The organism is Marinobacter xiaoshiensis (assembly GCF_031631795.1).
Classification (GTDB): domain Bacteria; phylum Pseudomonadota; class Gammaproteobacteria; order Pseudomonadales; family Oleiphilaceae; genus Marinobacter; species Marinobacter xiaoshiensis.
Map to the genome: position 1 here is coordinate 40,919 of NZ_JAVMBO010000010.1, position 26,555 is coordinate 67,473.

20 protein-coding genes are annotated in these 26,555 nt (G+C 52.6%); 3 read left to right on the forward strand and 17 right to left on the reverse strand.

Annotated elements, in window-relative coordinates; all coding sequences use genetic code 11:
• Window position 1 precedes the first annotated feature (1 nt).
• Window positions 2-688 carry a GntR family transcriptional regulator gene (locus RKA07_RS07750; RefSeq protein WP_200371242.1) on the reverse strand — a complete coding sequence of 229 codons (687 nt, stop codon included), beginning with the start codon at window positions 686-688 and terminating at the stop codon, window positions 2-4.
• 290 nt (window positions 689-978) lie between these two features.
• Here RKA07_RS07750 and RKA07_RS07755 point away from each other — a divergent pair, with 290 nt between their 5' ends.
• Window positions 979-1,905, forward strand: a complete 927-nt coding sequence (locus tag RKA07_RS07755) for a GGDEF domain-containing protein (protein ID WP_310966046.1) — start codon at window positions 979-981, stop codon at window positions 1,903-1,905.
• Between the two features lie 42 nt (window positions 1,906-1,947).
• Here RKA07_RS07755 and rluB read toward each other — a convergent pair whose 3' ends face one another.
• The 13 genes from rluB to sdhC all read right to left on the reverse strand — a co-directional run bounded on the left by rluB (window position 1,948) and on the right by sdhC (window position 17,138).
• Entirely contained in the window at window positions 1,948-2,961 is a 1,014-nt protein-coding gene (gene rluB, locus RKA07_RS07760; protein WP_310966047.1) for a 23S rRNA pseudouridine(2605) synthase RluB, read from the reverse strand.
• Between the two features lie 39 nt (window positions 2,962-3,000).
• Window positions 3,001-3,642, reverse strand: a complete 642-nt coding sequence (gene scpB / locus RKA07_RS07765) for an SMC-Scp complex subunit ScpB (RefSeq protein WP_310966048.1) — start codon at window positions 3,640-3,642, stop codon at window positions 3,001-3,003.
• A 46-nt stretch (window positions 3,643-3,688) separates the two neighbouring features.
• Window positions 3,689-4,480, reverse strand: coding sequence for a segregation and condensation protein A (locus RKA07_RS07770; RefSeq protein WP_200371501.1), 792 nt, complete (start codon window positions 4,478-4,480; stop codon window positions 3,689-3,691).
• On the reverse strand, window positions 4,473-5,687 hold the full coding sequence (locus tag RKA07_RS07775) for a tryptophan--tRNA ligase (protein ID WP_200371234.1): 1,215 nt from the start codon (window positions 5,685-5,687) through the stop codon (window positions 4,473-4,475). Before RKA07_RS07775 ends, RKA07_RS07770 begins: the two co-directional genes overlap by 8 nt.
• Before the next feature lie 119 nt (window positions 5,688-5,806).
• Window positions 5,807-6,679: a succinate--CoA ligase subunit alpha gene (sucD, locus tag RKA07_RS07780; protein ID WP_200204954.1), complete on the reverse strand. Its 873-nt coding sequence runs from the start codon at window positions 6,677-6,679 to the stop codon at window positions 5,807-5,809.
• The gene (gene sucC / locus RKA07_RS07785; protein WP_200204955.1) at window positions 6,679-7,845 is read right to left on the reverse strand and encodes an ADP-forming succinate--CoA ligase subunit beta; all 1,167 of its coding nucleotides are present in this window, start codon (window positions 7,843-7,845) and stop codon (window positions 6,679-6,681) included. Before sucC ends, sucD begins: the two co-directional genes overlap by 1 nt.
• Window positions 7,846-8,039: 194 nt before the next feature.
• Window positions 8,040-9,482: a dihydrolipoyl dehydrogenase gene (gene lpdA, locus RKA07_RS07790; RefSeq protein WP_310966049.1), complete on the reverse strand. Its 1,443-nt coding sequence runs from the start codon at window positions 9,480-9,482 to the stop codon at window positions 8,040-8,042.
• A gap of 35 nt (window positions 9,483-9,517) precedes the next feature.
• Window positions 9,518-10,747 (reverse strand): 2-oxoglutarate dehydrogenase complex dihydrolipoyllysine-residue succinyltransferase, encoded by a 1,230-nt coding sequence (odhB, locus tag RKA07_RS07795; protein ID WP_200204957.1) that lies wholly within the window; start codon window positions 10,745-10,747, stop codon window positions 9,518-9,520.
• Between the two features lie 25 nt (window positions 10,748-10,772).
• A complete protein-coding gene (locus tag RKA07_RS07800; RefSeq protein WP_200204958.1) occupies window positions 10,773-13,610 on the reverse strand; it encodes a 2-oxoglutarate dehydrogenase E1 component in 2,838 nt (945 codons plus the stop codon).
• 314 nt (window positions 13,611-13,924) lie between these two features.
• The gene (locus tag RKA07_RS07805; protein ID WP_200204959.1) at window positions 13,925-14,629 is read right to left on the reverse strand and encodes a succinate dehydrogenase iron-sulfur subunit; all 705 of its coding nucleotides are present in this window, start codon (window positions 14,627-14,629) and stop codon (window positions 13,925-13,927) included.
• 14 nt (window positions 14,630-14,643) lie between these two features.
• Window positions 14,644-16,416 carry a succinate dehydrogenase flavoprotein subunit gene (gene sdhA, locus RKA07_RS07810; RefSeq protein WP_200204960.1) on the reverse strand — a complete coding sequence of 591 codons (1,773 nt, stop codon included), beginning with the start codon at window positions 16,414-16,416 and terminating at the stop codon, window positions 14,644-14,646.
• Window positions 16,417-16,419: 3 nt separating this feature from the next.
• Window positions 16,420-16,770, reverse strand: coding sequence for a succinate dehydrogenase, hydrophobic membrane anchor protein (sdhD, locus tag RKA07_RS07815; protein WP_227714936.1), 351 nt, complete (start codon window positions 16,768-16,770; stop codon window positions 16,420-16,422).
• A complete protein-coding gene (gene sdhC / locus RKA07_RS07820) occupies window positions 16,761-17,138 on the reverse strand; it encodes a succinate dehydrogenase, cytochrome b556 subunit (protein WP_200204961.1) in 378 nt (125 codons plus the stop codon). The genes sdhD and sdhC overlap by 10 nt, the downstream gene beginning before the upstream one ends.
• Before the next feature lie 477 nt (window positions 17,139-17,615).
• Between sdhC and gltA the strand changes: the two genes are divergently transcribed.
• Together gltA and RKA07_RS07830 are read left to right on the forward strand one after the other, a co-directional pair.
• Window positions 17,616-18,890: a citrate synthase gene (gene gltA, locus RKA07_RS07825; RefSeq protein ID WP_200204962.1), complete on the forward strand. Its 1,275-nt coding sequence runs from the start codon at window positions 17,616-17,618 to the stop codon at window positions 18,888-18,890.
• A gap of 134 nt (window positions 18,891-19,024) precedes the next feature.
• Window positions 19,025-19,897 (forward strand): NAD(P)-dependent oxidoreductase, encoded by an 873-nt coding sequence (locus RKA07_RS07830; RefSeq protein WP_310966050.1) that lies wholly within the window; start codon window positions 19,025-19,027, stop codon window positions 19,895-19,897.
• 89 nt (window positions 19,898-19,986) lie between these two features.
• Here the strand turns inward: RKA07_RS07830 and topA are convergent, their stop codons facing one another.
• The 3 genes from topA to fadB all read right to left on the reverse strand — a co-directional run bounded on the left by topA (window position 19,987) and on the right by fadB (window position 26,254).
• Window positions 19,987-22,626: a type I DNA topoisomerase gene (topA, locus tag RKA07_RS07835; RefSeq protein WP_310966051.1), complete on the reverse strand. Its 2,640-nt coding sequence runs from the start codon at window positions 22,624-22,626 to the stop codon at window positions 19,987-19,989.
• A gap of 271 nt (window positions 22,627-22,897) precedes the next feature.
• Window positions 22,898-24,073, reverse strand: a complete 1,176-nt coding sequence (gene fadA / locus RKA07_RS07840; RefSeq protein ID WP_200204965.1) for an acetyl-CoA C-acyltransferase FadA — start codon at window positions 24,071-24,073, stop codon at window positions 22,898-22,900.
• A 33-nt stretch (window positions 24,074-24,106) separates the two neighbouring features.
• Window positions 24,107-26,254, reverse strand: a complete 2,148-nt coding sequence (gene fadB, locus RKA07_RS07845) for a fatty acid oxidation complex subunit alpha FadB (RefSeq protein ID WP_200371231.1) — start codon at window positions 26,252-26,254, stop codon at window positions 24,107-24,109.
• Between the last annotated feature and the right edge of the window lie 301 nt (window positions 26,255-26,555).

Genomic DNA, 26,555 nt, shown 5'->3' on the forward strand with positions numbered 1-26,555 from the left:
GTCACGCGCTCTCCTCCTCCATGAGAATACTCAGGACCTGTTGGCGCTGGTGCTCGCCAAATGCCTGTATTGCAGACTCTAAACGGTCTGCATCACCACTCAGCGCGGCCTCGCCAAGCTGTTGAAAAAAGACGGCGGTTTGACCTATCCCGCCCCGAAAGTTCTCAAGTGCAACAAAATAGGTGCGACTGATTGCCGGCCGAAAGTTCTCCAGAGTTTCTTCCAGAAACGGATTCTCTACCAGTCTGTAGGCATAAAGCATGACCTCAAAGCCCGCTTCAATCACCTTTTCCGCGGCATCTGGTCCTGTCGAGTTAACAGCTCGCGCTATGGCCTCAACCTCTCGCACCCGCCCCAGAATGCCACCCAACTCAGCGTTACCTGCCCAGCGTTCAACAAGTTTGCGCCCGAGCATGCAGAGCAGGTTAATGTAAATATCATAAAGGTTGTTGACACTGGACACTGTCAGGCTGGAGACGACTGCACCACGGCGTGGAAATATCTCAACCAGGTGCCTTCGCTCAAGAATCAACAAGGCTTCGCGCACAGACCCCCTACTGACGCTAAGATCGCTGGCAACCTTCAGCTCCTGAATGCGGCTACCAGGCTTCAGATCCCGTGTAACAATCCGTTGCCCTAAATGCTGGGCGATCTGTTCGGAAAGACTCTCTGGGGCCTGAAACGTCATACGAAATGGTGCTCACTTCTGAAAATGGGGCGTTCTTAAGCACGTGAGTTTACCACAGGGATTCTACATCCCCACCCCTCTTGAACAGGCATTTTATTCAGGCATGCGCTAGGGCAGGAAGAGGCTTGCCGTATTTTTGACGCTTCGCTTTACCTCCACAAACCCAGCAACCAAACTGGCTTAAAGTTATCTCTTACGCCATTGTTTATAATGTATAAAGAACACTTGGGCACGAACAGTGCTTTAACCACCCCAAAGCATTGATACTCTTTGCCAGCGAGTGAGCCCAAGTGAAATACACACCGTCGATAAAACGAACCACCACGCAGCCCATAGACCTGGCTGCAATCAGGCAGGCGTTCCAGGGATGGTCAAACAGCCCCGATCCGCTCACAAAGCTGACGCGCCGTCTCTCTACCACTCTATCCCTGGAGACTCAGTTGGCAATTCTGGCCGAGGAGCTGGACAGTGTTATCCCGTTCGACGCCCTGAGCTATCGCCATAAAATCGCTCACCGTGACTTTGTGTTTGCCACTGGTATGGGTGGCCCGCACAGGTGCGAATATCGCCTTAATCTGGAAGGTGTATTTTATGGCACTCTGACGTTGAACCGCCGTAAGAAATTTTCAGATGATGAGCTTCAAGCCATCGAGATGATAATCAGTGCCGCTATATTTCCGCTTCGCAATGCCTGCCAATATATTGCAATCGAGCAAGCAGCCCTGACAGATGCACTCACATCAATTCCCAACAAGCGCGCGCTTGACGAACACCTTCGGCGTGCAAGCTTGCTATCCGACCGACATGGTGAAGAATACACGCTGATTCTTTGCGATCTGGATCATTTCAAAGCTGTAAACGACCAGCATGGCCACGTAGTTGGCGATCATCTGTTGAAACTGACTGCAGAAGCAATTGAAAACGCCATCAGAAACTCAGACAGCGTTTACCGGTTTGGTGGTGAAGAGTTTGCGATTTTGTTACCACACACAGGCGAGCAGGAAGCTCGAGATGTTGCTGATCGCGTAAGAAACGCAGTTGCCAGCATCAAGATAGATTGCGGAGGCACAGACCTGTCCGTAACCATCAGCTGCGGTGTAGCAAGACACATGGCCGAAGAAGCTGCAAGCCAGTGGATAGCTCGCGCAGACGAAGCTCTATACAGGGCGAAAGCCCAAGGCCGGAACTGCACCCGGGTGTTTGCTACCATTGGCTGAATAGCCTGGACCGTGTGCAACCAGACTATCCAGCTTCAGGGCTTATTTGTCGGAATGGGATTTACGAGGCCTGCCCGTTCCTCTTTGTGGCTTTCCGGCACCGCCACGGGCCTTATCAGAGCCACCACTGCGCGCAGGTTTGGTATCACTGACATCCCAGCGCCGGGTTCCGGGTTTCTTGCCACCGCCCCCAGGGCTTTTTCTTCTCTGCCGCTCATGCGCTGCCTGCTCATCCGGAGTTTTCTGAGGTATATCGACCGAGGCAAGCCCAACTGTCTTACTAAGGGTATCAACTGCCTTCTGGTCCAGCTCCTCCCACTTTCCGAGCGTTAGTCGGCTAGGCAGGAAAACAGGGCCATAGCGCACCCGCTTAAGCCGGCTTACCCGCACCCCCTGGGACTCCCATAAACGACGAACCTCACGGTTGCGACCTTCAAGAAGTGTAACGTGGAACCAGCGGTTTATCCCGCTTCCACCTGCCTGGCTGATATCGCTGAACTTTGCCATACCATCTTCGAGCAAAACGCCCGCCATCAGGCGCGCTATCATGTCGTCATCAACCTCACCGAACACCCTGACAGCGTATTCCCGATCAATCTGGCTAGAGGGGTGCATAAGGCGATTGGCCAACTCACCATCTGTGGTGAACAGCACCAGACCTGTGGTGTTGATATCCAAACGACCAATAGATATCCAGCGGTTATCCTTCAGCCTTGGCAGACGGTCAAAAACCGTTGGCCGCCCCTCAGGGTCCTTGCGAGTAGTTACCTCGCCCTCAGGCTTGTTATAAATAAGAACCCGGCGCACTGTAACAGCCGCTGCTGCAACATCCAGTCGCTTTCCATCCAGCTCAAAGCTATCACTTACTGTAGCTTTCTGGCCCGGCACTGCAGGCTCGCCATTCACAATAAGCCGCCCGGATTCCATCCAGCCTTCTATTTCGCGGCGTGAGCCCACACCAGCTCGAGCCAGCAGCTTTTGAATCCGCTCTGGCTCGTCATTGATAACCGTATCTGCAGCCGGTTTTACTTTTCTTCCGGGGCGTTCTGACGCCATGAACTTAATCCTTAGTCGCTGACTGGTACCCGAATGGTATCAGTGAAATGTCTGGTCTGGCGTGTTATCACCAGTGGGCTGGGTTGATGTTGAATCAAACTCGATCTCAGCCTGTATATTCTTTTCAATTTCCCTTCCAATTTCTTCCAGATCCCGGATTTCAGACAAAGGTGGCAATTCACCCAGGCCGGAAAGATTGAAATAGTCAAGAAACTGACGGGTTGTCGCATACATAGCCGGTCGGCCAGGAACATCACGATGCCCTACAATGCGGACCCACTCTCGCTCAAGCAAGGTGCGAATGATATTGCTGCTTACCGCAACACCACGGATATCTTCAATCTCACCGCGAGTTATTGGCTGACGATAGGCAATAAGGGCCAGAGTTTCCAGTAGCGCACGGGAATAGCGTTGGGGCTTCTCCTCAAAAAGACGACTGACCCAGGGCGCGAATTCCTCACGTATCTGCAGACGATAGCCGCTAGCAACCTTGCGCAGTTCGAAACCGCGCCCCTCACAGGCGTTGCCCACGAGCATCATAACGTGTTCCATAACCTGCCGCGCCGGGCGCTCATCCTCCGCGAACAACTCTCTCAGCTGGTCCAGAGTCAGAGGCTTGCCCGCTGCAAGTAGCGCTGCTTCGGCAATCGCTTGAATTTTAGCGAGGTTTTCTTCATTCATGATGGCTACTCGCCTTCTCTGTATAACTTTCCAGTGCGGTATATTTCTAGCGCGCAGCACGCGCACGCACGTGAATCTGGCCCAGAACTTCCGCCTGCACCACTTCTATCAGCTGTTCTTTCACCAGCTCCAGGGTTGCCAGAAATGTTACCACCACCCCCAGTCGCCCCTCTTCGATGGTAAACAGGCTCTGGAAGGTAACGAACTGATCATCCCGCAACACTGACAAGATAGCGGACATGCGTTCGCGGGTGGACAACCTTTCCCGTTCCACATGGTGGCTGGTAAAAAGGTCGGCCCGGTTCAGTACGCCCTGCAAGGCAAGAAGCAGATCACGCATATCAACATCCGGATGCGCTTGGCTCGATGGAAGCTTCGGCAAGGAGGCAGACACAGGAAAGGTGTCGCGCTCCATACGAGGCAGTGTATCAATATCCTCAGCCGCCTTTTTGAAACGCTCATATTGTTGCAGCCGACGAATGAGCTCTGCGCGGGGATCGACTTCGTCGTCTTCTTCGGCTTCATGCCGAGGCAGCAACATGCGGGACTTGATCTCTGCGAGCGTCGCCGCCATTACCAGATATTCAGCTGCCAGTTCAAAGCGCATGACCTCAACGGCACCAATATATTCCATGTACTGCCGGGTTATCTCACTTACGTCTATATCCAGAATGTCCATATTCTGGCGCCGTATGAGATACAACAATAGATCTAGCGGGCCTTCAAAAGCCTCTAGAAATACCGCGAGGGCATCCGGCGGGATATAAAGATCACTGGGAAGGTCAACAACCTCCTTCCCGGATACCCGCGCTAACGGAGCCTGATCTGGCTTATCGATAGCTCAATCCCATAGCGGCCCGGACTTCGTCCAGAGTGTCTCTTGCAGCGTCGCGCGCGTGTTCACGCCCTTCCTGCAGAATGGAATGCACAAGATCGGGACTGTTTTCATATTCAAGAGCACGCTCGCGTATGGGGCGCTGCTCTTCCACAATCGCATCAATCAGAGGCTTTTTGCAGTCCAGACACCCTATGCCAGCACTGCGGCAGCCCGTTTGCACCCACTCTTTGGTGGCTTCATCGGAGTACACTTTGTGCAGCCCCCAAACAGGGCACTTTTCGGGTTCGCCCGGGTCGGTGCGGCGAACTCGCTGGGGGTCGGTCTGCATGGTGCGGATTTTCTGTGCCACGGTGTCCGGATCTTCCCGCAGCCCGATATAGTTGTTATAAGACTTGGACATTTTTTGACCGTCCAGCCCCGGCATTTTCGAATCCGGAGTCAAAAGGGGCTGCGGCTCAGGCAATATGATCTTGCCACCACCTTCGATGAAGCCGTAAAGGCGCTCACGATCACCAAGGGAGATATTCTGCTGTTCCATGAGTAATGCACGGGCAGTTTCGAGAGCCTCCATGTCGCCCTCTTCCTGATACCGTTTCTTGAGGGTTCGGTAGAGCTTGGCGTTTTTCTTACCCATCTTCACGATGGCCGACTCGGCCTGGTCTTCAAAACCGGGTTCGCGGCCATAAAGATGATTAAACCGACGTGCAACTTCGCGGGTGATTTCCACATGGGACACCTGATCTGCACCTACAGGCACCTTGCCTGCGCGGTACATCAGAATGTCGGCGGTCTGCAGCAGCGGGTATCCCAGGAAACCATAGGTTGCCAGGTCTTTTTCCCGCAGCTTTTCCTGCTGATCCTTGTAGGTGGGAATACGCTCCAACCAGCCCAGCGGGGTAATCATGGACAACAGCAGGTGCAGTTCTGCGTGTTCAGGCACCTGAGACTGGATGAACATGGTGGATGAACCGGGGTTTACCCCTGCCGCTAACCAGTCAACCACCATATCCCACACGCTTTGCTCTATGCCGGATGGATCATCGTATTGCGTTGTCAGGGCGTGCCAGTCGGCGATAAAGAAGAAGCACTCAAATTCGTGCTGGAGTTTCACCCAGTTTTTCAGAACACCATGGTAATGACCTAGATGAAGCTTGCCGGTCGGACGCATACCGGACAAAACCCGTTGCTGGGACTCTACTGAACTCAAAGCACAAACTCCTTCTTTTGAATGGGATTCGCCCATACTAGATCAGACGACCCGGCATTATAAATAAAAAACCCCCGCTCTGCAGAACAGAAACGGGGGTTTTCATGAAAGAAACCAACTTACCAGCCAGTTACTTCCTTCAGAGCCTTACCAATATCGGCCAAACTGCGCACAGTTTTCACACCGGCATCGTTCAAAGCCGCGAATTTCTCGTCTGCTGTGCCCTTACCACCAGAGATGATGGCACCGGCGTGGCCCATACGCTTGCCCGGAGGTGCTGTAACGCCGGCAATGTAGGCAACCACTGGTTTAGTGACGTTTTCCTTGATGAAGGCAGCCGCTTCTTCTTCAGCAGTTCCGCCAATTTCACCAATCATCACAATCGCTTCAGTCTGCGGGTCATTCTGCAGCAGTGCGAGGATATCGATGAAGTTGGAGCCTGGAATCGGGTCGCCACCAATGCCTACGCAGGTAGACTGGCCGTAGCCGAAGTCTGTGGTCTGCTTGACCGCTTCGTAAGTCAGGGTGCCGGAACGGGATACAATACCCACCTTGCCTGGCTTGTGAATATGGCCTGGCATAATACCGATCTTGCACTCACCCGGGGTGATAACACCTGGGCAGTTAGGACCGATCATGCGAACGCCTTTACGATCAACGTATTCTTTGGCGTAGAGCATGTCGATGGTCGGAATGCCTTCTGTGATGCAAACAATCAGCTCAATACCGGCATCTGCCGCTTCAATGATCGCATCCTTACAGAACGGAGCAGGAACGTAGATCACGGTAGCTTCGGCTCCGGTTTTTTCTACTGCTTCGCGAACAGTATTGAATACTGGCAAGCCCAAGTGCTCAGTACCGCCCTTACCCGGGCTAACGCCACCAACCATTTTGGTGCCGTACTCGATAGCCTGTTCAGAGTGAAAGGTACCCTGTGCGCCAGTAAAGCCCTGGCAGATAACCTTGGTGTCTTTATTGATCAGGATGCTCATTATTTACCCCCTGCGGCTTTAACAACTTGCTCTGCAGCATCCGCCAGACTGGTGGCGGCGATAATGTTCAGGCCACTTTCGGCAAGTACCTTGGTGCCTTTTTCAGCGTTGTTGCCTTCAAGGCGCACAACCACAGGAACCTTGACGCCCACTTCCTTGACCGCACCAATAATGCCTTCAGCGATCATGTCACAACGGACAATACCACCGAAAATGTTTACCAGAACGGCTTGTACTGCGTCGTCAGACAAGATGATCTTGAACGCTTCGGTAACGCGCTCTTTGGTTGCACCGCCGCCAACGTCAAGGAAGTTTGCCGGCTCACCACCAGACAATTTGATGATATCCATGGTGCCCATCGCCAGGCCCGCACCGTTAACCATGCAGCCGATGTTTCCATCCAGTGCTACATAGTTGAGCTCCCACTTAGCTGCTTCGGCTTCACGGGGATCTTCCTGGGAAGGATCGTGCATTTCCTGAATCTTTTTCTGGCGGTACAGTGCGTTGCCGTCAACACCAATCTTGGCATCCAGACAGTGCAAGTCACCGGCTGGAGTGATAACCAGCGGGTTGATTTCCAGAAGAGCCAGGTCACGGTCTTCAAACAATTTCGCCAGACCCATGAAAATCTTGGTGAACTGACCGATTTGCTTGCCTTCAAGCCCAAGTTTGAATGCCAGCTCGCGGCCCTGGAATGGCTGTGCTCCAACCAGTGGATCGATCTCAGCTCTCAGGATTTTTTCCGGCGTTTCCTCTGCAACCGTCTCAATCTCGACTCCACCTTCAGTGGACGCCATGAACACAATACGACGGGATGCGCGATCGACAACCGCGCCCAGATAAAGCTCCTGATCAATATCAGTCAGGGATTCAACCAGAATTTTGCTGACTGGCTGGCCGTTTTCGTCTGTCTGGTAGGTTACCAGGTTCTTACCCAGCCACTTTTCAGCAAACTCGCGAATTTCGTCTTTGCTCTTGACCAGCTTTACGCCGCCAGCCTTACCACGGCCACCCGCGTGAACCTGGGCTTTGACCACCCACGCATTGCCGCCAATTTCATCTGCGGCTGCAACCGCATCTTTCGGAGTATCACAGGCAATGCCTTGGGATACGGGCAGGCCATATTCAGCGAAAAGCTGCTTGCCCTGATATTCATGCAAATTCATAGTTAGTGTCCCGCTTTTTGATGGAGGATAACCACGTACGGAAGTGAACTCGCCACTCCCCACAGGAGGAGCCTTAAACGCGAATTCTGTTCGATGAGCAGGGGATCACCTCAGCTCACCACGATCGCAAACGGAAATCTGTCTTTTTATAATAAAGGGGCGCCATTACGGACGCCCCTCCTTCCTGTTTTGCGTTACTTCTTTTTGCGACGGTTCGCGATGTGAATCGCACCACCGTTGACTGCCAGAGCTGCCTCATGCACAGACTCGGAAAGAGTCGGATGTGCAAAACAGGTCAGCGCCAGATCTTCTGCACTGGAACCGAATTCCATGGCGATAACGCCCTGGGCAACAATTTCAGATGCCTGTGGCCCCACAACGTGGAAACCAAGAATTCGATCAGTTTTCTCGTCGGCGATAATCTTCACCATACCAGAGGCGGCGTTTGCAGCCATTGCACGACCGTTCGCTGCAAATGGGAAAGTACCAACCTTGTAGGCTTCACCTTCAGTCTTGAGCTGCTCTTCCGTTTTACCAACCCAGGCGACTTCCGGCGAGGTGTAGATAACGTTAGGAATGCAGTCGTAATTTACCTGGGGCTTTTGACCAGCGATGCGCTCCGCAACCATTACGCCCTCTTCCGAGGCTTTGTGTGCCAGCATCGGGCCGCGCACTACATCACCTACAGCCCAAACACCCGGCGCTTCGGTTTTGCACTTTTCATCAACAAAGATGAAGCCGCGCTCATCCATGTTTACGCCGGAATCTGCTGCCAGCAGGTTGTCTGTAAAGGGTCGACGGCCAACGGCAACAATCAACTTGTCAACCTTCAGTTCCTGCTTACCCTTGCCGTCTTCGTAGCTCACGTTAACCAGCTTGCGCTTGACCTCGGCGCCGGTTACACGGCCACCCATGACGATATTCAGGCCCTGCTTGCGGAACTGTTTCAGCGCATCTTTTGCAATCTGCTGATCAACCGCTGGCAGGAAGGTGTCTTGAGCTTCCAGAACAGTGACTTCGGAGCCCAGACGTGCCCAAACGCTGCCCAACTCAAGCCCGATAACGCCAGCACCGATAATGCCCAAACGTTTTGGAACTTCATCGAACTCCAGGGCACCTTCAGAATCCACGATATACCCTTCCGTCATTGGAGCCGGTGGTATCTCGATGGGCTTGGAGCCGGTAGCAATAATAACGTTCTCAGCTTCGTAGGTTTTTGTCTTGCCGTCGCTATCCGTGACTTCGACCTGACGATTGGCCATAAGCTTGCCGTGACCATGGATAGAGGTCACTCCGTTAGCCTTGAACAGCCCGGCGATACCGCCTGTTAGCTGCTTAACAATGCCGCTCTTGCGCTCCATCATCTTGGTGACGTCAATTTTGACATCTTTAGCGATGATGCCCTGCATTTCGTAGTCGTGGCTCGCTTCCTCAAACTTGTGAGAAATCTCAAGCAATGCCTTGGATGGAATACAACCTACGTTAAGGCAGGTTCCACCAAGCACCTGGCTCTTGCCATCACTGGAACTCCACGACTCTACACATGCGGTTTTGAGGCCTAGCTGAGCCGCTTTAATGGCAGCAACATAGCCACCAGGGCCCGCGCCAATAACAATTACGTCGTACTTATCAGACATAGTTAATCCTGTTTTCCGATTCGTTAGGTGTCAGCTCACACATCCAGCAGAATACGCGCCGGGTCCTCAAGCATGTCCTTGATCGCTACAAGGAACTGCACCGCTTCCTTGCCATCCACCATGCGGTGGTCGTAGGACAGCGCAAGGTACATCATCGGGCGGATTTTCACCTTGCCATTGACCGCCATCGGGCGCTCCTGAATTTTGTGCATACCCAAAATAGCGGTTTGGGGCGGGTTCAGGATCGGCGTAGACAACAGCGAGCCGAAGATGCCGCCGTTGGTGATGGTAAAGGTGCCACCGGTCATATCTTCAATTGCAAGCTTGCCATCTTTGGCCTTGGTGCCGTACTCGACGATTTTTTTCTCGATATCAGCCAGACCCAGCGCATCAACATCGCGAACAACAGGAACAACCAATCCACGCTCGGTAGATACAGCCACGCCAATATCCTGGTAGCCGTGGTAAACCATGTCGTTGCCGTCGATCGATGCGTTAACAGCGGGGAAACGCTTCAACGCTTCTGTGGCGGCCTTGGCGAAGAAGGACATAAAGCCCAGCTTGATGTCATGACGCTTAACAAAGCTGTCCTGGTACGCCTTGCGCAGCTCCATGATCGGGCCCATATCGACCTCGTTGAAGGTCGTAAGCATAGCTGCTGTTTGCTGAGCATTAACCAGGCGCTTGGCAATACTGGCACGCAGGCGCGTCATCGGCACGCGCTTTTCAGGACGCTCACCAGCGGCCACGTTTACCTCAGGCACTGCAGACGGTGCAGCTGCTTTTGCAGAACCGCCAGAGGCCTTGGAAGTATCCACATGGTTCTGAACGTCTTCTTTCGTAACACGCCCGTCTTTTCCAGTTCCCTTTACGGTAGCCGGATCAACATTATTTTCGTCAGCCAACTTACGCGCGGCAGGGCTCAGAATCGCGTCACCTGAATCCTGACTTTGCTCAGTTTTGGCTTCATCTTTTTCAGAAGCGGCGCTGCTGGCTTTGCTATCCGACGAGCCAGAGTCACCCACAGCGCCCGCTTTGAATTTACCAATAACTTCACCGCTCTCGACGGTGTCGCCTTCACCTTTAAGAATTTCCTCGATTACGCCGTCTGCAGGTGCGACAACTTCGAGAACCACTTTGTCGGTTTCAATATCGACAATCAGGTCGTCACGCGAACAGGCTTCGCCAGGCTGTTTGTGCCAGGTCGCGACGGTACCCTCTGCGACCGACTCCGGGAATACGGGGGCTTTAATCTCAGTAGACATTACAGTTCCTTAGTTCGGTAGCTCGTCAGATTTCAAACGCGTCGTTAACAAGTTTTTTCTGTTCTTCAATATGCACAGACATGTGCCCTGCCGCCGGAGCAGCGGAAGCCTGTCGGCCGGCATACTGAAGGTACAGCTTCGGGTTCAGACGTTGCAGCGCATTTCGCATATGGTGCTGACTGCAATACCAGGCACCCTGGTTCATTGGCTCTTCCTGGCACCAGACAACATGCTTGAGCTTGGGATACTGCGCCAAAGTTTCATCCAGGTCTTCACCGGGGAACGGATAAAGCTGCTCAATGCGTACGAGGGCAACGTCGTCTCGCTCTTCGGTTTTCTTCTTCTCCAGCAAGTCATAATAGACCTTGCCACTGCAAAGAATAACTCGAGTAACCTTTTTTGCTTCAGGCAAATCTTTCTCAGGAAGTACCGTCTGGAAGGTTCCTGAGGTCAGATCTTCCAGATCCGAGGTGGCTTCCTTGTGGCGCAACAGGCTCTTGGGCGTGATTGCGATCAAGGGCTTGCGCAACGGGCGCTTAACCTGACGGCGCAGCATGTGGAAGACCTGCGAAGGCGTTGTAGGCACGCATACCTGAATATTGTGCTCTGCCGAAAGCTGGAGGAATCGCTCAAGGCGGGCAGAACTATGCTCTGGCCCCTGCCCCTCATAGCCGTGAGGCAGCAACAAGGTTAGCCCGCACAGGCGACCCCACTTGTGCTCACCACTGGTAAGGAATTGGTCAATGACCACTTGTGCACCATTGGCGAAGTCACCAAACTGGGCTTCCCAGATCACCAGCGCATTAGGCGCAGTCGTCGCGTAGCCATATTCGAACGCCATCACTGCTTCTTCAGAAAGCAGGGAGTCATAAATTTCGAACTTGGGCTGGTCTTCAGAAAGCTGAGCCAGCGCAATATGCCGCGAGCCGTCTTTCTGGTTATGCAACACTGCATGGCGGTGCGAGAAGGTTCCACGGCCAACATCCTGTCCGGTCAAGCGGATTGGATGCCCTTCATTCAGCAAAGTCGCATAGGCCATGATCTCTGCATAACCCCAGTTCATGGGCAGGGCACCGGCCGTCATTTTGTCACGGTCAGTAACAATCTTGGATACCTGACGCTGAACGCTGAACCCTTCCGGTACTTGGGTTAATTTCTTACCCAGCTTCTGGATGGTTTTCAATGGCACACTGGATTTGCACTTGGCAGTCCATGCGTGACCAAGATACGGAGCCCAATCAACATAGAGGTCTTTATTGGGTTCTTTTACCAGAGACTTGACCACGTGCTCGCCGTTATCCAGCGCATCACGGTACTCATTCTCCATCTGCTTGACTTCATCTTCTGTCACCACACCGGCAGCAACCAGCTTTTCTGCATAAATAGTGCGTGTGGTTTTCAGTTTGCGAATCTTTTGGTACATCATCGGCTGGGTTGCAGCAGGCTCATCCGCCTCGTTGTGCCCGCGGCGACGATAACAAACCAGATCGATAACCACGTCACCCTTGAACTCGTTACGATAGTCCATCGCCATTTGAGTCACAAAAACAACCGCGTCAGGATCATCGGCGTTCACATGCAGTATCGGCGCCTGAACCATCTTCGCGATGTCGGTGCAATACTCAGTAGAACGTGCGTCTTCCTGTTTGCTGGTGGTAAAGCCAACTTGGTTATTGATAACTATATGGATGGTGCCGCCCACCCCGAAACCACGGGTCTGGGACATCTGGAAGGTTTCCATTACCACGCCCTGGCCGGCAAACGCCGCATCACCGTGCATGATAACCGGAACAACCTGATTGCCTTCGGTATCGGAACGACGTGTCTGGCGGGCACGAACCGACCCCTCAACCACTGGAGATACTATTTCCAGGTGAGATGGGTTGAAGGCCATAGCCAGGTGCACTTCTCCACCTTCGGTCATAACGTTGGACGAAAAGCCCTGGTGATACTTAACATCGCCAGAACCGGAATCGGCCAGCCTTTTGCCTTCAAATTCGTCAAACAGCTCTTTGGGGTTTTTGCCCAAGGTGTTGACCAGAATGTTCAGCCGGCCACGGTGAGCCATACCCAGAACAATTTCCTTGGCACCGTAATGGCCGGCACGCTGGATAAGTTCGTCCATGCAGGGAATGAGGCTTTCACCACCCTCAAGACCAAAACGCTTAACGCCGGGATAGCGGGAGCCGAGATATTTCTCCAGGCCTTCAGCCGCTGTCAGGCGCTCAAGAATGTGGGTACGGGTAGCGGCTTCGAAACCGGGTTCAGAACGAACCGGCTCCATACGCTGCTGAAACCAGCGCTTGATGCGGGTATCAACAACATGCATGTATTCAGCGCCGATGCTTCCGCAGTATGTCTTGCGGAGACCATCGTAAATATCGCCAAGTTTCATGGTGTCAGAACCGAAGCTCAGGGAACCAGTCTGGAACTCCAGATCAAGGTCTGACTCGGACAAATCATGAAACGAAAGATCAAGATCTTCTACCTTGGGACGATTCCAAACGCCAAGCGGATCAAGCTTTGCTTCCTGGTGACCACGGAAACGGTATGCGTTGATTAGCTGAAGAACACGAATCTGCTTTTTATCAGCATCAGACGTAACGCCTGCTGGCACGCTGTTAGTCGTGAGGAAACGCTGATTGCGGGAGATGTGTTCAAACTGTTCCCGGATCGAAGAGTGAATAACGTCGCGGCCATGATTGCCATCAACGCTTGGAAGCTTGTCAAAATAGCTACGCCACTCTTCAGGAACGGCATTAGGGTCTGTCAGGTAGGTTTCAAAAAGCTGTTCAACATAGGCCAGATTTCCACCTTGCAAGTGGGACGTCTGCCATAACTGCTCCATCATGCTTTCTTGCATTTTGAATAGCTCACCTTGGGCTGGTGCGGGGGAGCCAAGTATGGTCGGCCAGGGGTAACTGTCAGTCAATACGGGTTTTTACGGGATCGACTGTGGCCACCACACCCAACATGGATGTTTTCCGTTCCCCAATGATTTTTATACTCTGCAACGCCGCAAGAAAACCTGGTGAGTTCCCGCCACGGCTTGCGTAGTGTGCACCCGGGTAAGACCTTTGACTATAAGCCTTTGGTTGAAGGCCCCGCAAAAATGCGAGGCCTTCCGGGGTTCCAACCTGTTCAGACCAGTATAGCGCCTGTCTGAAATCTTGCCGCTTATGTAGCTCTATGCAGCAAAAGATTCCGGATGTGGCCGATTGCCCTTGTGGGGTTGAGGCCTTTCGGACATACGCTGACACAGTTCATGATGCCCCTGCAACGGAACACGCTGAACGGGTCATCAAGGTCAGCAAGACGTTCAGCTTGCGCTGTGTCGCGGCTATCCGCCAGGAAGCGGTATGCCTGCAACAGCCCCGCCGGCCCAATAAACTTGTCCGGGTTCCACCAGAACGAAGGGCAGGATGTGGAACAGCATGCACAGAGAATACACTCGTACAAACCATCCAGCTTTTCCCGATCTTCTGGTGTCTGGAGACGCTCAATGGCAGGCACAGGCGTATCGTTCACAAGGTACGGCATTACTTTTTCGTACTGCTTGTAGAACAGGCTCATGTCTACAACCAGATCGCGGATAACCGGCAAGCCTGGCAGTGGGCGCAATACCAACTTGCCATTCTTTACGACCTGCGACATCGGGGTAATACATGCCAGGCCGTTCTTGCCGTTCATGTTCATGCCATCCGAGCCACACACACCTTCACGGCATGAGCGGCGATAGGCCATGGACGAATCCTTTTCCTTGATGAGATTAAGAACATCAAGAACCATCAGATCCTTTCCTGCCGGAAGCTCGACTTCGACGTCCTGCATGTAGGGGGCGTTATCAGTTTCCGGGTTATAACGGTAAAGGCTTACCAACATAGTGTACGTTCCCCTTAGTAAGTCCGGACTTTCGGCTGGAAAGACTCGACAGTTTTAGGCGCGAAGTTAACAGCGCGCTTGCCAATACGCTTGTCCAGCGGGAAGTAGAGAGAATGCGCCAACCAGTTCTCGTCATCACGCTCGGTGAAATCGTTACGAGCATGAGCGCCCCGACTTTCTTTACGCTCGTTTGCAGCGATTGCAGTCGCCAGGGCCACTTCGAAGAGGTTGTCCAGCTCAAGTGCTTCAATGCGCGCAGTGTTGAACGCATTACTGGTGTCCGTAAGCTTGGTGTTGCGAACACGCTCACCAATGGCCTCAAGCTTCTTCAAGCCTTCTTCCATGCTCTTGCCATCGCGGAATACACCAAAGTAGAGCTGCATACAATTCTGAAGATCCTTACGAACTTCAGCAACGCTCTCACCTTCAGAAGCACTGTTCAGGCGATCCAGACGGGCCATCGCACGCTTGATATCTTCATCAGTTGCGCCATCAGTTTCAAAACCACCGCGCAACTGCTCTTCGATATGCAGGCCTGCCGCACGACCGAAAACTACCAGATCCAGAAGCGAGTTACCGCCCAGGCGGTTTGCACCGTGAACGGAAACACAAGCAGCTTCACCACAGGCAAACAGACCTGGAATGGGCTGATCATTACCATTCTCGTCTTGAGTCAGCGCTTGGCCGCCTACGTTTGTAGGAACACCGCCCATCATATAGTGACAGGTAGGAACAACCGGAACTGGCTCTTTAACAGGGTCTACGTGAGCAAATGTGCGAGACAACTCACAGATACCCGGTAGTCGCAGGTTCAGTGTTTCTTCGCCCAGATGATCCAGCTTCAGCAACACGTGATCCTTCTCGGGGCCACAGCCGCGACCCTCAAGGATTTCGATAACCATGGAGCGCGCAACAACATCACGGCCCGCAAGGTCTTTCGCGTTCGGAGCGTAGCGCTCCATAAACCGCTCGCCTTCAGAGTTGATCAGGTAGCCACCCTCACCCCGGCAACCTTCCGTTACCAGCGTACCAGCACCGTATATTCCGGTTGGGTGGAACTGCCACATTTCCATGTCCTGCATCGGGAATCCCGCGCGCAGCGCCATGCCAATACCATCGCCCGTATTAATCAGCGCGTTGGTGGTCGAAGCGTAGATACGACCAGCGCCGCCAGTTGCCAGAACCGTTGCCTTGGACTTGATGTAAGCCACTTCGCCGGTTTCAATTTCAATGGCAACAACACCAACAACTTCGTTCTTGCTGTTTTTGACCAGATCAACGGCGTACCACTCGTTCAGGAAGGTAGTGCCGCCCTTCAGGTTTGCCTGATAAAGCGTGTGCAGCAGAGCATGACCGGTGCGGTCAGCGGCTGCGCAAGTACGTGCTGCCTGAGTCGGGTTGTCCGGACCTTTGGACTGACCACCAAATGGACGCTGATAAATGCGCCCCTGCTCAGTACGGGAGAAAGGCAGGCCCATATGCTCAAGCTCGAAAACAGCCTGAGGCCCAACAGAGCACATGTACTCAACTGCATCCTGGTCGGCAATGTAGTCAGACCCCTTAACGGTGTCATACATGTGCCAGCGCCAGTCGTCATTGGGGTCAGCGCTTGCGATCGCACAAGTAATACCGCCCTGGGCAGATACCGTGTGCGAACGAGTTGGAAATACTTTGGTAATACACGCGGTTTTAACGCCCGACTCAGTCAACTGCAGGGCCGCTCGCATGCCGGCACCGCCGCCGCCGATTACAATTGCGTCGTAAGAGATGGTCTTAATGTTAGACATCGATCAAAGCCCCCAAATAATCTGGATTCCCCAGACCACATACACAAAACTAACCAGAATGAATGCTGCTTGAAACAGAAAGCGCTGCATTGCTGACTTGATGTAGTCGGTAGACACGGTCCAAAGCCCGACCCACGCGTGAGCGCCGATTGAAAGCAAGGCCAACAATGAAAAGATCTTGAACCACGTCTGACTGAACAAAGCCGACCAGGTTTGGTAGTCCAGATCAGTATTTATGGCAAAAAAACCAATCAAAAACAGCGTATAAAAAGCCAGAACGTATGCAGAAACCCGCTGGATAATCCAATCCTGGATACCGTTACGGCCAATGTTGGTCACACTATTCATGCCCATACGAAAACTCCCGCCAGAACGATGAGGATAACGGAGACTGCAATTGTGATTTTTGCAGCGGCTCGCCCGCTTTCCAGCTCTTCACCAATACCCATATCCATAAGCAGATGCTTGATACCCGCAACCAGGTGATAAAGCAGAGCAGACAGAATGCCCCAGGTAATCAGCTTGGCAAGGAAGCTGTTCAGCAGTTCACTGACCTGACTGAAGCCTTCTTCCCCTGAAAGGGAAAGCTGGAGTCCGTAGAGCATGAACGCAACACCAACAAAAATGATGATGCCGCTGATGCGGTGCAATATGGACGTAATGGCTGGCAGCGGAAAATGAAACGTGCCGAGATCGAGATTTACTGGTCGTTTGCTATTCACAGCGCTCTCACACTCTCTTTTGGTGCCGCAGAACCGGCAAGCCGGCGGCGGTTAGTTGGTATGTAACGATCGAATGTTGAATACGATATCGACAGACGATTGGTTCAGGAGGGTGAACACCAACAAGGTAGCTTGCTACGCACAAGCATCCGTGAAGATGGATCCCCAATTCCGGGCTAGGGATTATAAGGAGACGCCCGTATAATTACAAACGCGCAACACACGCCTAAGCCGCGTGAGCACTGTAGCAGAGCAAGCTATTAAGCGTATTGACAAATGCTTTTTTCCATCCGAGGCCGCATTATTCGTGATATCCCTGATTTACAGTAAAGGGATGATCGTAATGTTTCCTTACTCTTTCATTGACAAAAAAAGCCAACGCCCTATATTTTGCCGCCAGTTTTGCGATAATACGCGCCTTCTCGCGCAACTATAAAGACAGCTAGCACTGTCAAAGCTGATAAACAGGAGAGCACTATGACCGACAGGAAAGCCACGCTCTCGGTGGGGAATGAGTCCATTGAGCTACCGATTTATTCCGGCACCGTTGGACCTGACGTTATCGACGTTAGAGGCCTAGTCCAGAATGGCGTTTTCACTTACGACCCGGGCTTTGTCTCTACGGCCGCCTGTGAGTCTGCTATCACTTACATCGATGGCGACGAAGGTGTTCTACTGCACCGGGGCTATCCAATCGAGCAGCTCGCAGAGCATTCAGATTACCTTGAGGTCTGCTACCTGCTGCTGAAAGGCGAACTGCCAACTGCCGAAGATAACAAACAGTTCCACGAAACAATCAAAAAGCACACCATGCTGCATGACCAGATGCGCAATTTCTTCCATGGCTTCCGCCGTGATGCGCACCCTATGGCCATTATGTGTGGTGTAGTCGGCGCCCTGTCTGCGTTCTACCATGACCAGATGGATGTCACCGACCCAAAACAAAGGGAAATCACAGCCCATCGCCTGATTGCCAAGATGCCAACAATTGCGGCTTGGTGTTACAAATATTCCAAGGGCGAACCGTTCATGTATCCGCGCAATGACCTGTCATACGCAGAGAACTTTCTGCAGATGATGTTCGGCACGCCGTGCGAAGAATACAAGCCGAACCCGGTTCTTGGGAAAGCGATGGACAAGATATTCATTCTTCACGCTGACCATGAACAGAATGCGTCCACATCAACTGTGCGACTGGCAGGCTCTTCCGGCGCCAACCCTTACGCCTGTATCGCTTCAGGCATTGCGGCTCTTTGGGGCCCCGCGCACGGCGGCGCTAACGAGGCTGTTCTGGATATGCTTGCGGAAATTGGCGACGTATCCAACATCGATGCGTTTATTGCCAGAGCTAAAGACAAAGATGATCCTTTCCGACTGATGGGCTTTGGGCACAGGGTTTATAAAAACTTCGACCCGCGCGCCAAGGTTATGGCCGAAACTGCGCACGAAGTCTTGAGCGAGCTCGGGCTGGAAAACGACCCTCTTCTGAAGATCGCCCAGCGTCTTGAGCAAATCGCCCTGGAAGATGAATACTTCGTCAAGCGCAAGCTTTACCCGAACGTAGATTTCTATTCAGGCATCATTCTGAAGGCAATCGGGATCCCGACATCCATGTTTACGGTAATCTTTGCCATGGCGCGGACAATCGGCTGGTTCTCCCACTGGAACGAAATGGTCAGCGGTGACTATCGCATTGGCCGCCCACGCCAGCTGTACACTGGCTCTCCAGCACGGGACTACCCAAAAAAATAAGTCCTGCCTATCGTAATGCCCAAAAGGCCGCTGATTCAGCGGCCTTTTTTATTCCTTTAATTAACGTGTCTTATCGCCTGCAATCTGTTGACGCTGTGCTAAGTTAAGCTCCAGAACTCTACAAGGAGAAACCAATGACAACCGCAACCTTTATCGGTCTTGGCGTTATGGGCTATCCCATGGCAGGCCATCTGGCCGAAGCCGGCATTACCGTTCGGGTATGGAATCGCTCAACGGACAAATCGGTTCAGTGGGCCAGGGATTACCCGGGAACCGCCTGTCAGACCATAGAAGAAGCCGTCAAAGACGCTGATTTTGTAATGACCTGTGTTGGTGCCGACAAGGACCTGATTACGGTTTACGAAGGCGAGAGTGGCATTCTGGCGCACGCAAAGCACGGTGCCGTGCTTGTGGACCACACCACTGCTTCTGCCGGCGTAGCTGAGAGGCTTGCCGCGGCTGCAGGCAGGGTTGGTATGGGCTTTATCGACGCACCAGTGTCAGGAGGTCAACAGGGTGCCCAGAAGGGACAGCTTACCATTATGTGCGGCGGCTCAGATGAAGACTACTCGAAAGCTCAGCCGCTACTGCAGCACTACGCCAGAGCCCTGAATCTTATGGGCCCTGCAGGAAGCGGCCAAAAAACGAAAATGGTCAACCAGATTGCCATTGCCGGTTTGGTACAAGGACTATCGGAAGCTCTTCATTTTGCCGAACAGGCAAATCTGGATGTTAAAAAAGTCGTTGACGTCATTTCCAAGGGCGCCGCACAGTCCTGGCAAATGGAAAACCGCTCAGGAACCATGATTGACGGTGAATTTGATCATGGATTTGCAGTTGACTGGATGCGAAAAGATCTCGGCATATGCCTCGATGAAGCACGCAAGGTGAACGCCTCGCTACCGGTTACAGCCCTGGTAGACCAGTTTTATGGCGACGTTCAGGAGATGGGCGGTAAACGCTGGGATACATCGTCACTTATTCAAAGATTGCGGAAATTCAGATAAGCCAGAAAAGAACTCAGCCAAATCAAAAAAGGCCAGAGCTTGCGCTCTGACCTTTTTTCTTATTGGCCTGACCAGCCTTGATTATCTTCTTACTTTTCCCGGGGCTGCCATTTTCCGTTCACATACCATGCAGACCAGCCCGTAGCCTTACCGTCTTTTTCCGTCATCACATACTGCTCTTTGGTTTTGCGACTATAACGGATGACCGTCGGATTGCCCTCAGGATCACGCTCTGGCGCCTCCATCAGATAATCGTGTTTCGGATCTATTTCCTCACGATGCGGCTTAATCTCCATAACCAGAGGTGGCCGAGTCTCACGGTTTTTCGGGAACTTGCTAGCCGCCAAAAACATTCCTGATGCGCCATCACGCAGCACATAGGTATCATCGACTTTCTGACACTTTAGCTCTGGCATTGGTACCGGGTCCATTTTGGGTGGCGCCGGCTCCCCACTCTTTAACAGTTTGCGGGTATTCTTACAGGTGTCGCTCATGCACCCGAAATACTTACCAAAGCGCCCGGTTTTGAGCTGCATCTCAGAACCGCACTTGTCACACTCAAGCGTGGGGCCGTCGTAGCCCTTAATCCGGAAAGTGCCCTCTTCCACTTCATACCCGGCACAGTCGGGATTATTACCGCAAACGTGGAGCTTACGGGTTTCATCCACCAGATAACTGTCCATGGCCGTTGCACAAATAGGGCAACGTCGTTTTTTACGCAGCAGCCGGGTCTCGCCCTCGCCCTCAACATCATCATCAGCACTAACAACTTCATCACCTGACACCAGGTTGATGGTTGTTTTACAGCGTTCTTTCGGCGGCAACGAATATCCGGAACAGCCCAGAAACACACCCGTACTTGCAACACGAATCTGCATATTACGCGCACAGGTTGGGCAGGGAATATTGGTTTCGGTCGGGTCGTTCGGGCGCATACCGCCTTCACCATCAGCCGTTTCAGCAGACTCCAGCTGCTGACGGAAGTTGGCATAGAAGTCGTTAAGAACCTTTTTCCATTCCACATCGCCTAAAGCAATGCGGTCAAGATCACCTTCCATCTTGGCGGTAAAATCGAAGTCCATGAGGTTGGAAAACGACTCGCACAGGCGATCCGTGACTATCTCACCCATTTTTTCAGCGTAGAAGCGACGGTTTTGCAGACGCACGTAGCCACGATCCTGAATAGTCGAGATGATCGATGCGTATGTGGATGGCCGACCAATACCCTGCTTTTCAAGCTCTTTAACCAGGCTTGCTTCCGTATAGCGAGGCGCTGGCTTGGTAAAGTGCTGGCTTGGCTCGAGCTTTTCGAGACTCAGAGACTCACCTACCTTGATGTCTGGCAGGGCAACGTCTTCTTCTTTCTTGGCCGACTGAGGGGCCACCTTCAGAAAACCTTCAAACTTGATAATGCGACCACGGGTACGCAGTTCGTAATCGCCGTTAGCCACTACGATAGAGGTGCTAAGGAATTCGGCCTCAGACATCTGGCAGGCAACAAACTGACGCCAGATGAGGTCATAGAGCTTCTCAGCGTCTTTTTCCAAGCCACTGATTGCCGCGGCCTTGCGAGACACCTCTGTAGGACGAATGGCCTCGTGCGCTTCCTGAGCCCCTTCTTTGCTGCCATAAACTTTGGGCTTCTCAGGCAAATAACGATTACCAAACTGATCCTTGATGAACTCCCGGCAGCTATTAATCGCGTCCTGACTCAAGTTGGTAGAGTCGGTACGCATATAGGTGATGTAACCTGCCTCATACAGCCGCTGTGCCAGCATCATGGTTTTCTTGACACTGAACCCAAGGCGGTTACTTGCAGCCTGCTGTAGCGTTGAGGTAATAAAAGGTGCGCCCGGGCGAGACCTGGTTGGTTTGTCTTCCCGCTTGGCCACCTCAAAGGCGCCAGCCTTCAGGCGCGCTACGTGCTCATTGCTTTGCTGCTCGTTAACCGGACGATAAGGCTTGCCGTCGTAGCGGGTAACCTCAAACCGAACCGGCTGCGCAGCGGCCTTGGCACCAAGCCCGGCAAACAACTGCCAATATTCCTCCGGTACAAACACCCGGATATCCCGCTCCCGCTCCGCAATCAAACGTACAGCCACTGACTGAACACGGCCTGCAGACAGCCCGCGGGCGAGTTTGGCCCACAATAGCGGCGACACCATGTAACCAACAACCCGGTCGAGAAAGCGACGAGCCTGCTGGGCGTTCACCTGATTCGTATCGAGACTTCCCGGGTTTTCAAATGCTTCCTGAATGGCACGCTTGGTGATCTCGTTAAACACCACACGGCGGTATTTTTCAGGCTCGCCACCAATGGCCTGCTTCAGGTGCCAGGCAATAGCCTCCCCTTCGCGGTCAAGATCCGTTGCGAGGTAAATGTGGTCGGCATTTTTTGCGAGACGCTTGAGCTCACTAACAACCTTTTCCTTGCCAGGAAGGACTTCGTATCGGGCACTCCAGTCATTGTCTGGATCAACCCCCATACGAGCAACCAATTGCTCCCGTGCCTTGCGCTTTTTATGCACAATCTTGTCTTCAGGGCTGAGCTTGCGCGTAAGCGCCGCCTGCCTGGCACGTTCTTTCGGATCAGACTGGGACCCACTGCCACTAACTGGCAGATCACGAATGTGCCCAACGCTGGACTTTACGATGAAGTCAGAACCCAGGTACTTGTTAATGGTCTTCGCTTTCGCTGGTGACTCGACAATTACGAGACTTTTACCCATATCGGAGATCTGTATCCTTGGCGATAAATCGGTCGACATACAAGCAGACCGTAAACTCGCTGTAAAATCAATCGGCTGGAAAAACTATAGAAGCCGCCATTATGTATAGGCTCACTGTTTTACAGTGTCAGGAATAGCAAGACAACCCATTCTTTGTTTCAGTCATGCATTTTTCAAGTTTTAGAGAAGCACTCTGCACCCACCCTGAAACAAGAAAGGCCCGGCGAATGCCGGGCCTCCCATGAAAGCGTTACTGAACCCGCTTAACGGATTACAGGCGCTCCCAGACCGTCGCAATACCCTGGCCCAGGCCGATACACATGGTGGATACACCAAGCTTACCGCCTTTGGCCTGCATTACGTTCAGCAGAGTGGTAGAGATACGGGCACCAGAGCAGCCCAGCGGATGCCCAAGAGCAATCGCGCCGCCGTTCAGGTTAACCTTCTCTTCCATCACACCCAGCAGTTTCAGGTCTTTCAGCACTGGCAAAGACTGACCAGCAAAGGCTTCGTTCAGTTCCCAGAAGTCGATATCTTCAACTTTCAGGCCTGCACGCTTAAGTGCCTTTTTGGTTGCCGGTACAGGGCCGTAGCCCATGATTGCGGGATCACAGCCAGCAACGGCCATGCTGCGAATCTTCGCCATCGGCTTCAGACCCAGTGCTTCTGCACGCTCTGCAGACATCAGGACCATAGCAGAGGCACCGTCTGTCAGCTGAGAAGAAGTACCCGCCGTTACCGTACCGTTCTTTGGATCAAAAGCCGGTCTAAGCTGGCCCAGTGACTCCACGGTGGTGTCGGGACGAATAGTCTCGTCATGCTCAATCAGCACCTTAAAGCCATTCTCGTCGTGACCTTCAACAGGCACGATTTCGTTCTTGAAACGGCCTTCGAGGGTCGCTTCATGGGCTAGACGATGTGAGCGAGCACCAAACTCATCCTGCTGCTGGCGGGTAATGCCGTGCATTTTTGCCAGCATCTCTGCTGTCAGGCCCATCATGTTCGAGGCTTTAGCAGTGTATTTGGAAGCAGCCGGGTTATGGTCGAAACCTTCCGTCATGGGTACGTGGCCCATGTGCTCCACACCACCAACCACAAACACATCACCGTTGCCGGTCATGATGGCTTGGGCTGCTGTATGGATTGCACTCATGGCAGAACCACACAGACGGTTAACAGTCTGGGCTGCAGACTCATGAGGGATACGGGTCAGCACAGAAATCTGCCGCGCCACGTTAAAGCCCTGCTCCTTGGTCTGGTTTACACAGCCCCAAATCACATCTTCAACTTCTTTCGGGTCGAGCTTCGGGTTACGCTCGAAAAGAGCATCGATCAGCGTAGCCGACAGGGTTTCCGCACGCACATGGCGGAAACAACCATTTTTGGCACGACCCATCGGAGTCCGCACGCAATCGACGACGACAACGTCTCTCGGATTAAGGCTCATAGATCTTTCTCCGTTCGGAAATCTCGTTCAGGGTTAACCAAAGAACTTTTTGCCAGTCTTGGCCATTTCACGCAGCTTATCGGTCGGATGGTACAAAGGACCAAGATCTGCATACTTGTCTGCCAGTTCAACGAACTTGTCGACACCCATGTCGTCGATATAACGCAGGGCGCCTCCACGGAACGGCGGGAAGCCGATACCGAAGATCAGACCCATATCGGCATCAGCCGGGTCTTCAACAATGCCATCTTCCAGGCAGCGAACGGTTTCAAGGCACAATGGGATCATCATGCGAGCAATGATGTCTTCATCGCTGAACTCGTTCTTACCCTGAACAACCGGCTCAAGCAGCTTGTAGGTCTCTTCATCGACAACCTTCTTCTGCTTGCCCTTGCGGTCCAGTTCGTACTTGTAGAAACCAACATCGTTCTTCTGACCGTAACGGTTGTTTTCAAACATTACGTCAATTGCAGTGGTTTCTGCGTGCTTCATACGATCGGGGAAGCCGTCAGCCATTACTTCACCAGCATGCTTGCCGGTATCCATACCAACAACGTCCAGCAGGTATGCCGGGCCCATGGGCCAGCCGAACTTTTCCATAACCTTGTCGACTTTCTGGAAGTCGGCACCGTCACGTACCAGGCCAACAAAACCGCCAAAGTAAGGGAACAGAACGCGGTTAACCAGGAAACCCGGGCAATCGTTTACAACGATCGGAGTCTTACCCATGGCCTTGGCGTAAGCCACAGTAGTCGCAATAGCGCGATCACTGGTCTTCTTGCCGCGGATAACCTCAACCAGCGGCATCATGTGCACAGGGTTGAAGAAGTGCATGCCACAGAAGTTTTCCGGGCGCTTGAGGTTCTTGGCCAGAAGGTCTATGGAAATGGTCGAGGTGTTAGACGTCAGAATCGCGTCTTCACGAACCGCATCTTCTACTTCACGCAGAACCGCATCTTTTACTTTCGGGTTTTCAACAACGGCCTCAACAACCAGGTCTACGTTTTTGAAATCACCGTAGTTCAGCGTTGGAGTAATACTGTTGAGAACATCTGCCATCTGGCCTGCTTTCATGCGGCCTTTGTCGACACGCTTGGTGAGCAGCTTTTTGGCTTCATTCAGACCCAGGGTAATACCATCCTGGTTAATGTCCTTCATGATGATCGGCGTGCCTTTCAGTGCTGACTGATACGCCACACCACCACCCATGATACCGGCACCCAATACGGCAGCCAGTTTCACTTCAGACGCTTCTTTTTCCCACGCCTTGGCCTTCTTCTTCAACTCCTGATCGTTCAGGAACAGGCCTACCAGGCAAGCTGCAACGTTGGTCTTCGCCATTTTGGCAAAGCCTTTCGCTTCAACTTCAATCGCCTTGTCGCGGGTCATGCCGGCGTGCTTCTGCATCACCTTGATAGCTTCTACTGGTGCCGGGTAGTTTTTACCCGCTTTGCCACCAACAAATGCTTTGGAGATCTCAAATGCCATCATGCTTTCCATGGCATTCAGCTTGATCTTGCCTTTTTTCTCTTCGCGGCGCGCTTCGTGGTCAAGCTTGCCTTCGTTGCACTGGTTAATAATGGCAACAGCAGCCTCAACGAGCTTTTCTGGCTCAACGACGGCGTCGACAGCGCCTGTCTTCAAAGCCACGTCGGCACGGTTTTCTGCACCGCCACAAATCCACTCTACGGCGTTATCCACACCCACAAGGCGGGACAGGCGAACAGTACCGCCAAAGCCAGGGAAAATACCCAGCTTAACTTCTGGCAGACCTACTTTTGCCTTGGGAGCCATAACCCGGAAGTCTGTAGCCAGGCACATTTCAAAACCGCCACCCAGCGCAATGCCGTTAATAGCTGTTACGGTCGGGAACGGCAGATCTTCTACCGCACTGAAAATGGCATTAGCCTTCAGGTTGTTGGCAACCAGATCCTCTTCGGAACCGGCAAACAGATCGGTAAACTCTGTAATGTCGGCACCAACAATGAAACTGTCTTTGGAACTGGTTACTACCAGGCCCTTGAGTTTCTTCTGTGCTTTAAGTGCATCAGTCGCGGCGTGGAGCTCTTCAATGGTAAGACGGTTGAACTTGTTTACCGACTCGCCTTGCAAGTCGAAGTCCAACTGAGCGATCCCGCCTTCGATCTCTTTAACCGTGATGGCTTTACCTTCGTAAATCATCAACTGATCTCCAGTCTGTGTTTGGAACTGCCTCCAACTCTTAACTGCCTCGCTTGAGGAGTCGTCAGAGCTGTTTGATGCAGCGAGATTTCTGTCACTGCCCGATCAAACGACTAAAAATTCATACAGTCGTTTGAATCGTGAGGGCACACGATGTGAAAAAACAGCACGTTTGTCAATTTGTTTCTTTGTGATCAGACGCAACATGCGGAAATAACACCTGCATTACGAGCCAGGATGCTTATCTATCAATGCTTTACAAGCCAGTACAGAGAATGCACCTGAACTTCGCGATGCAAAT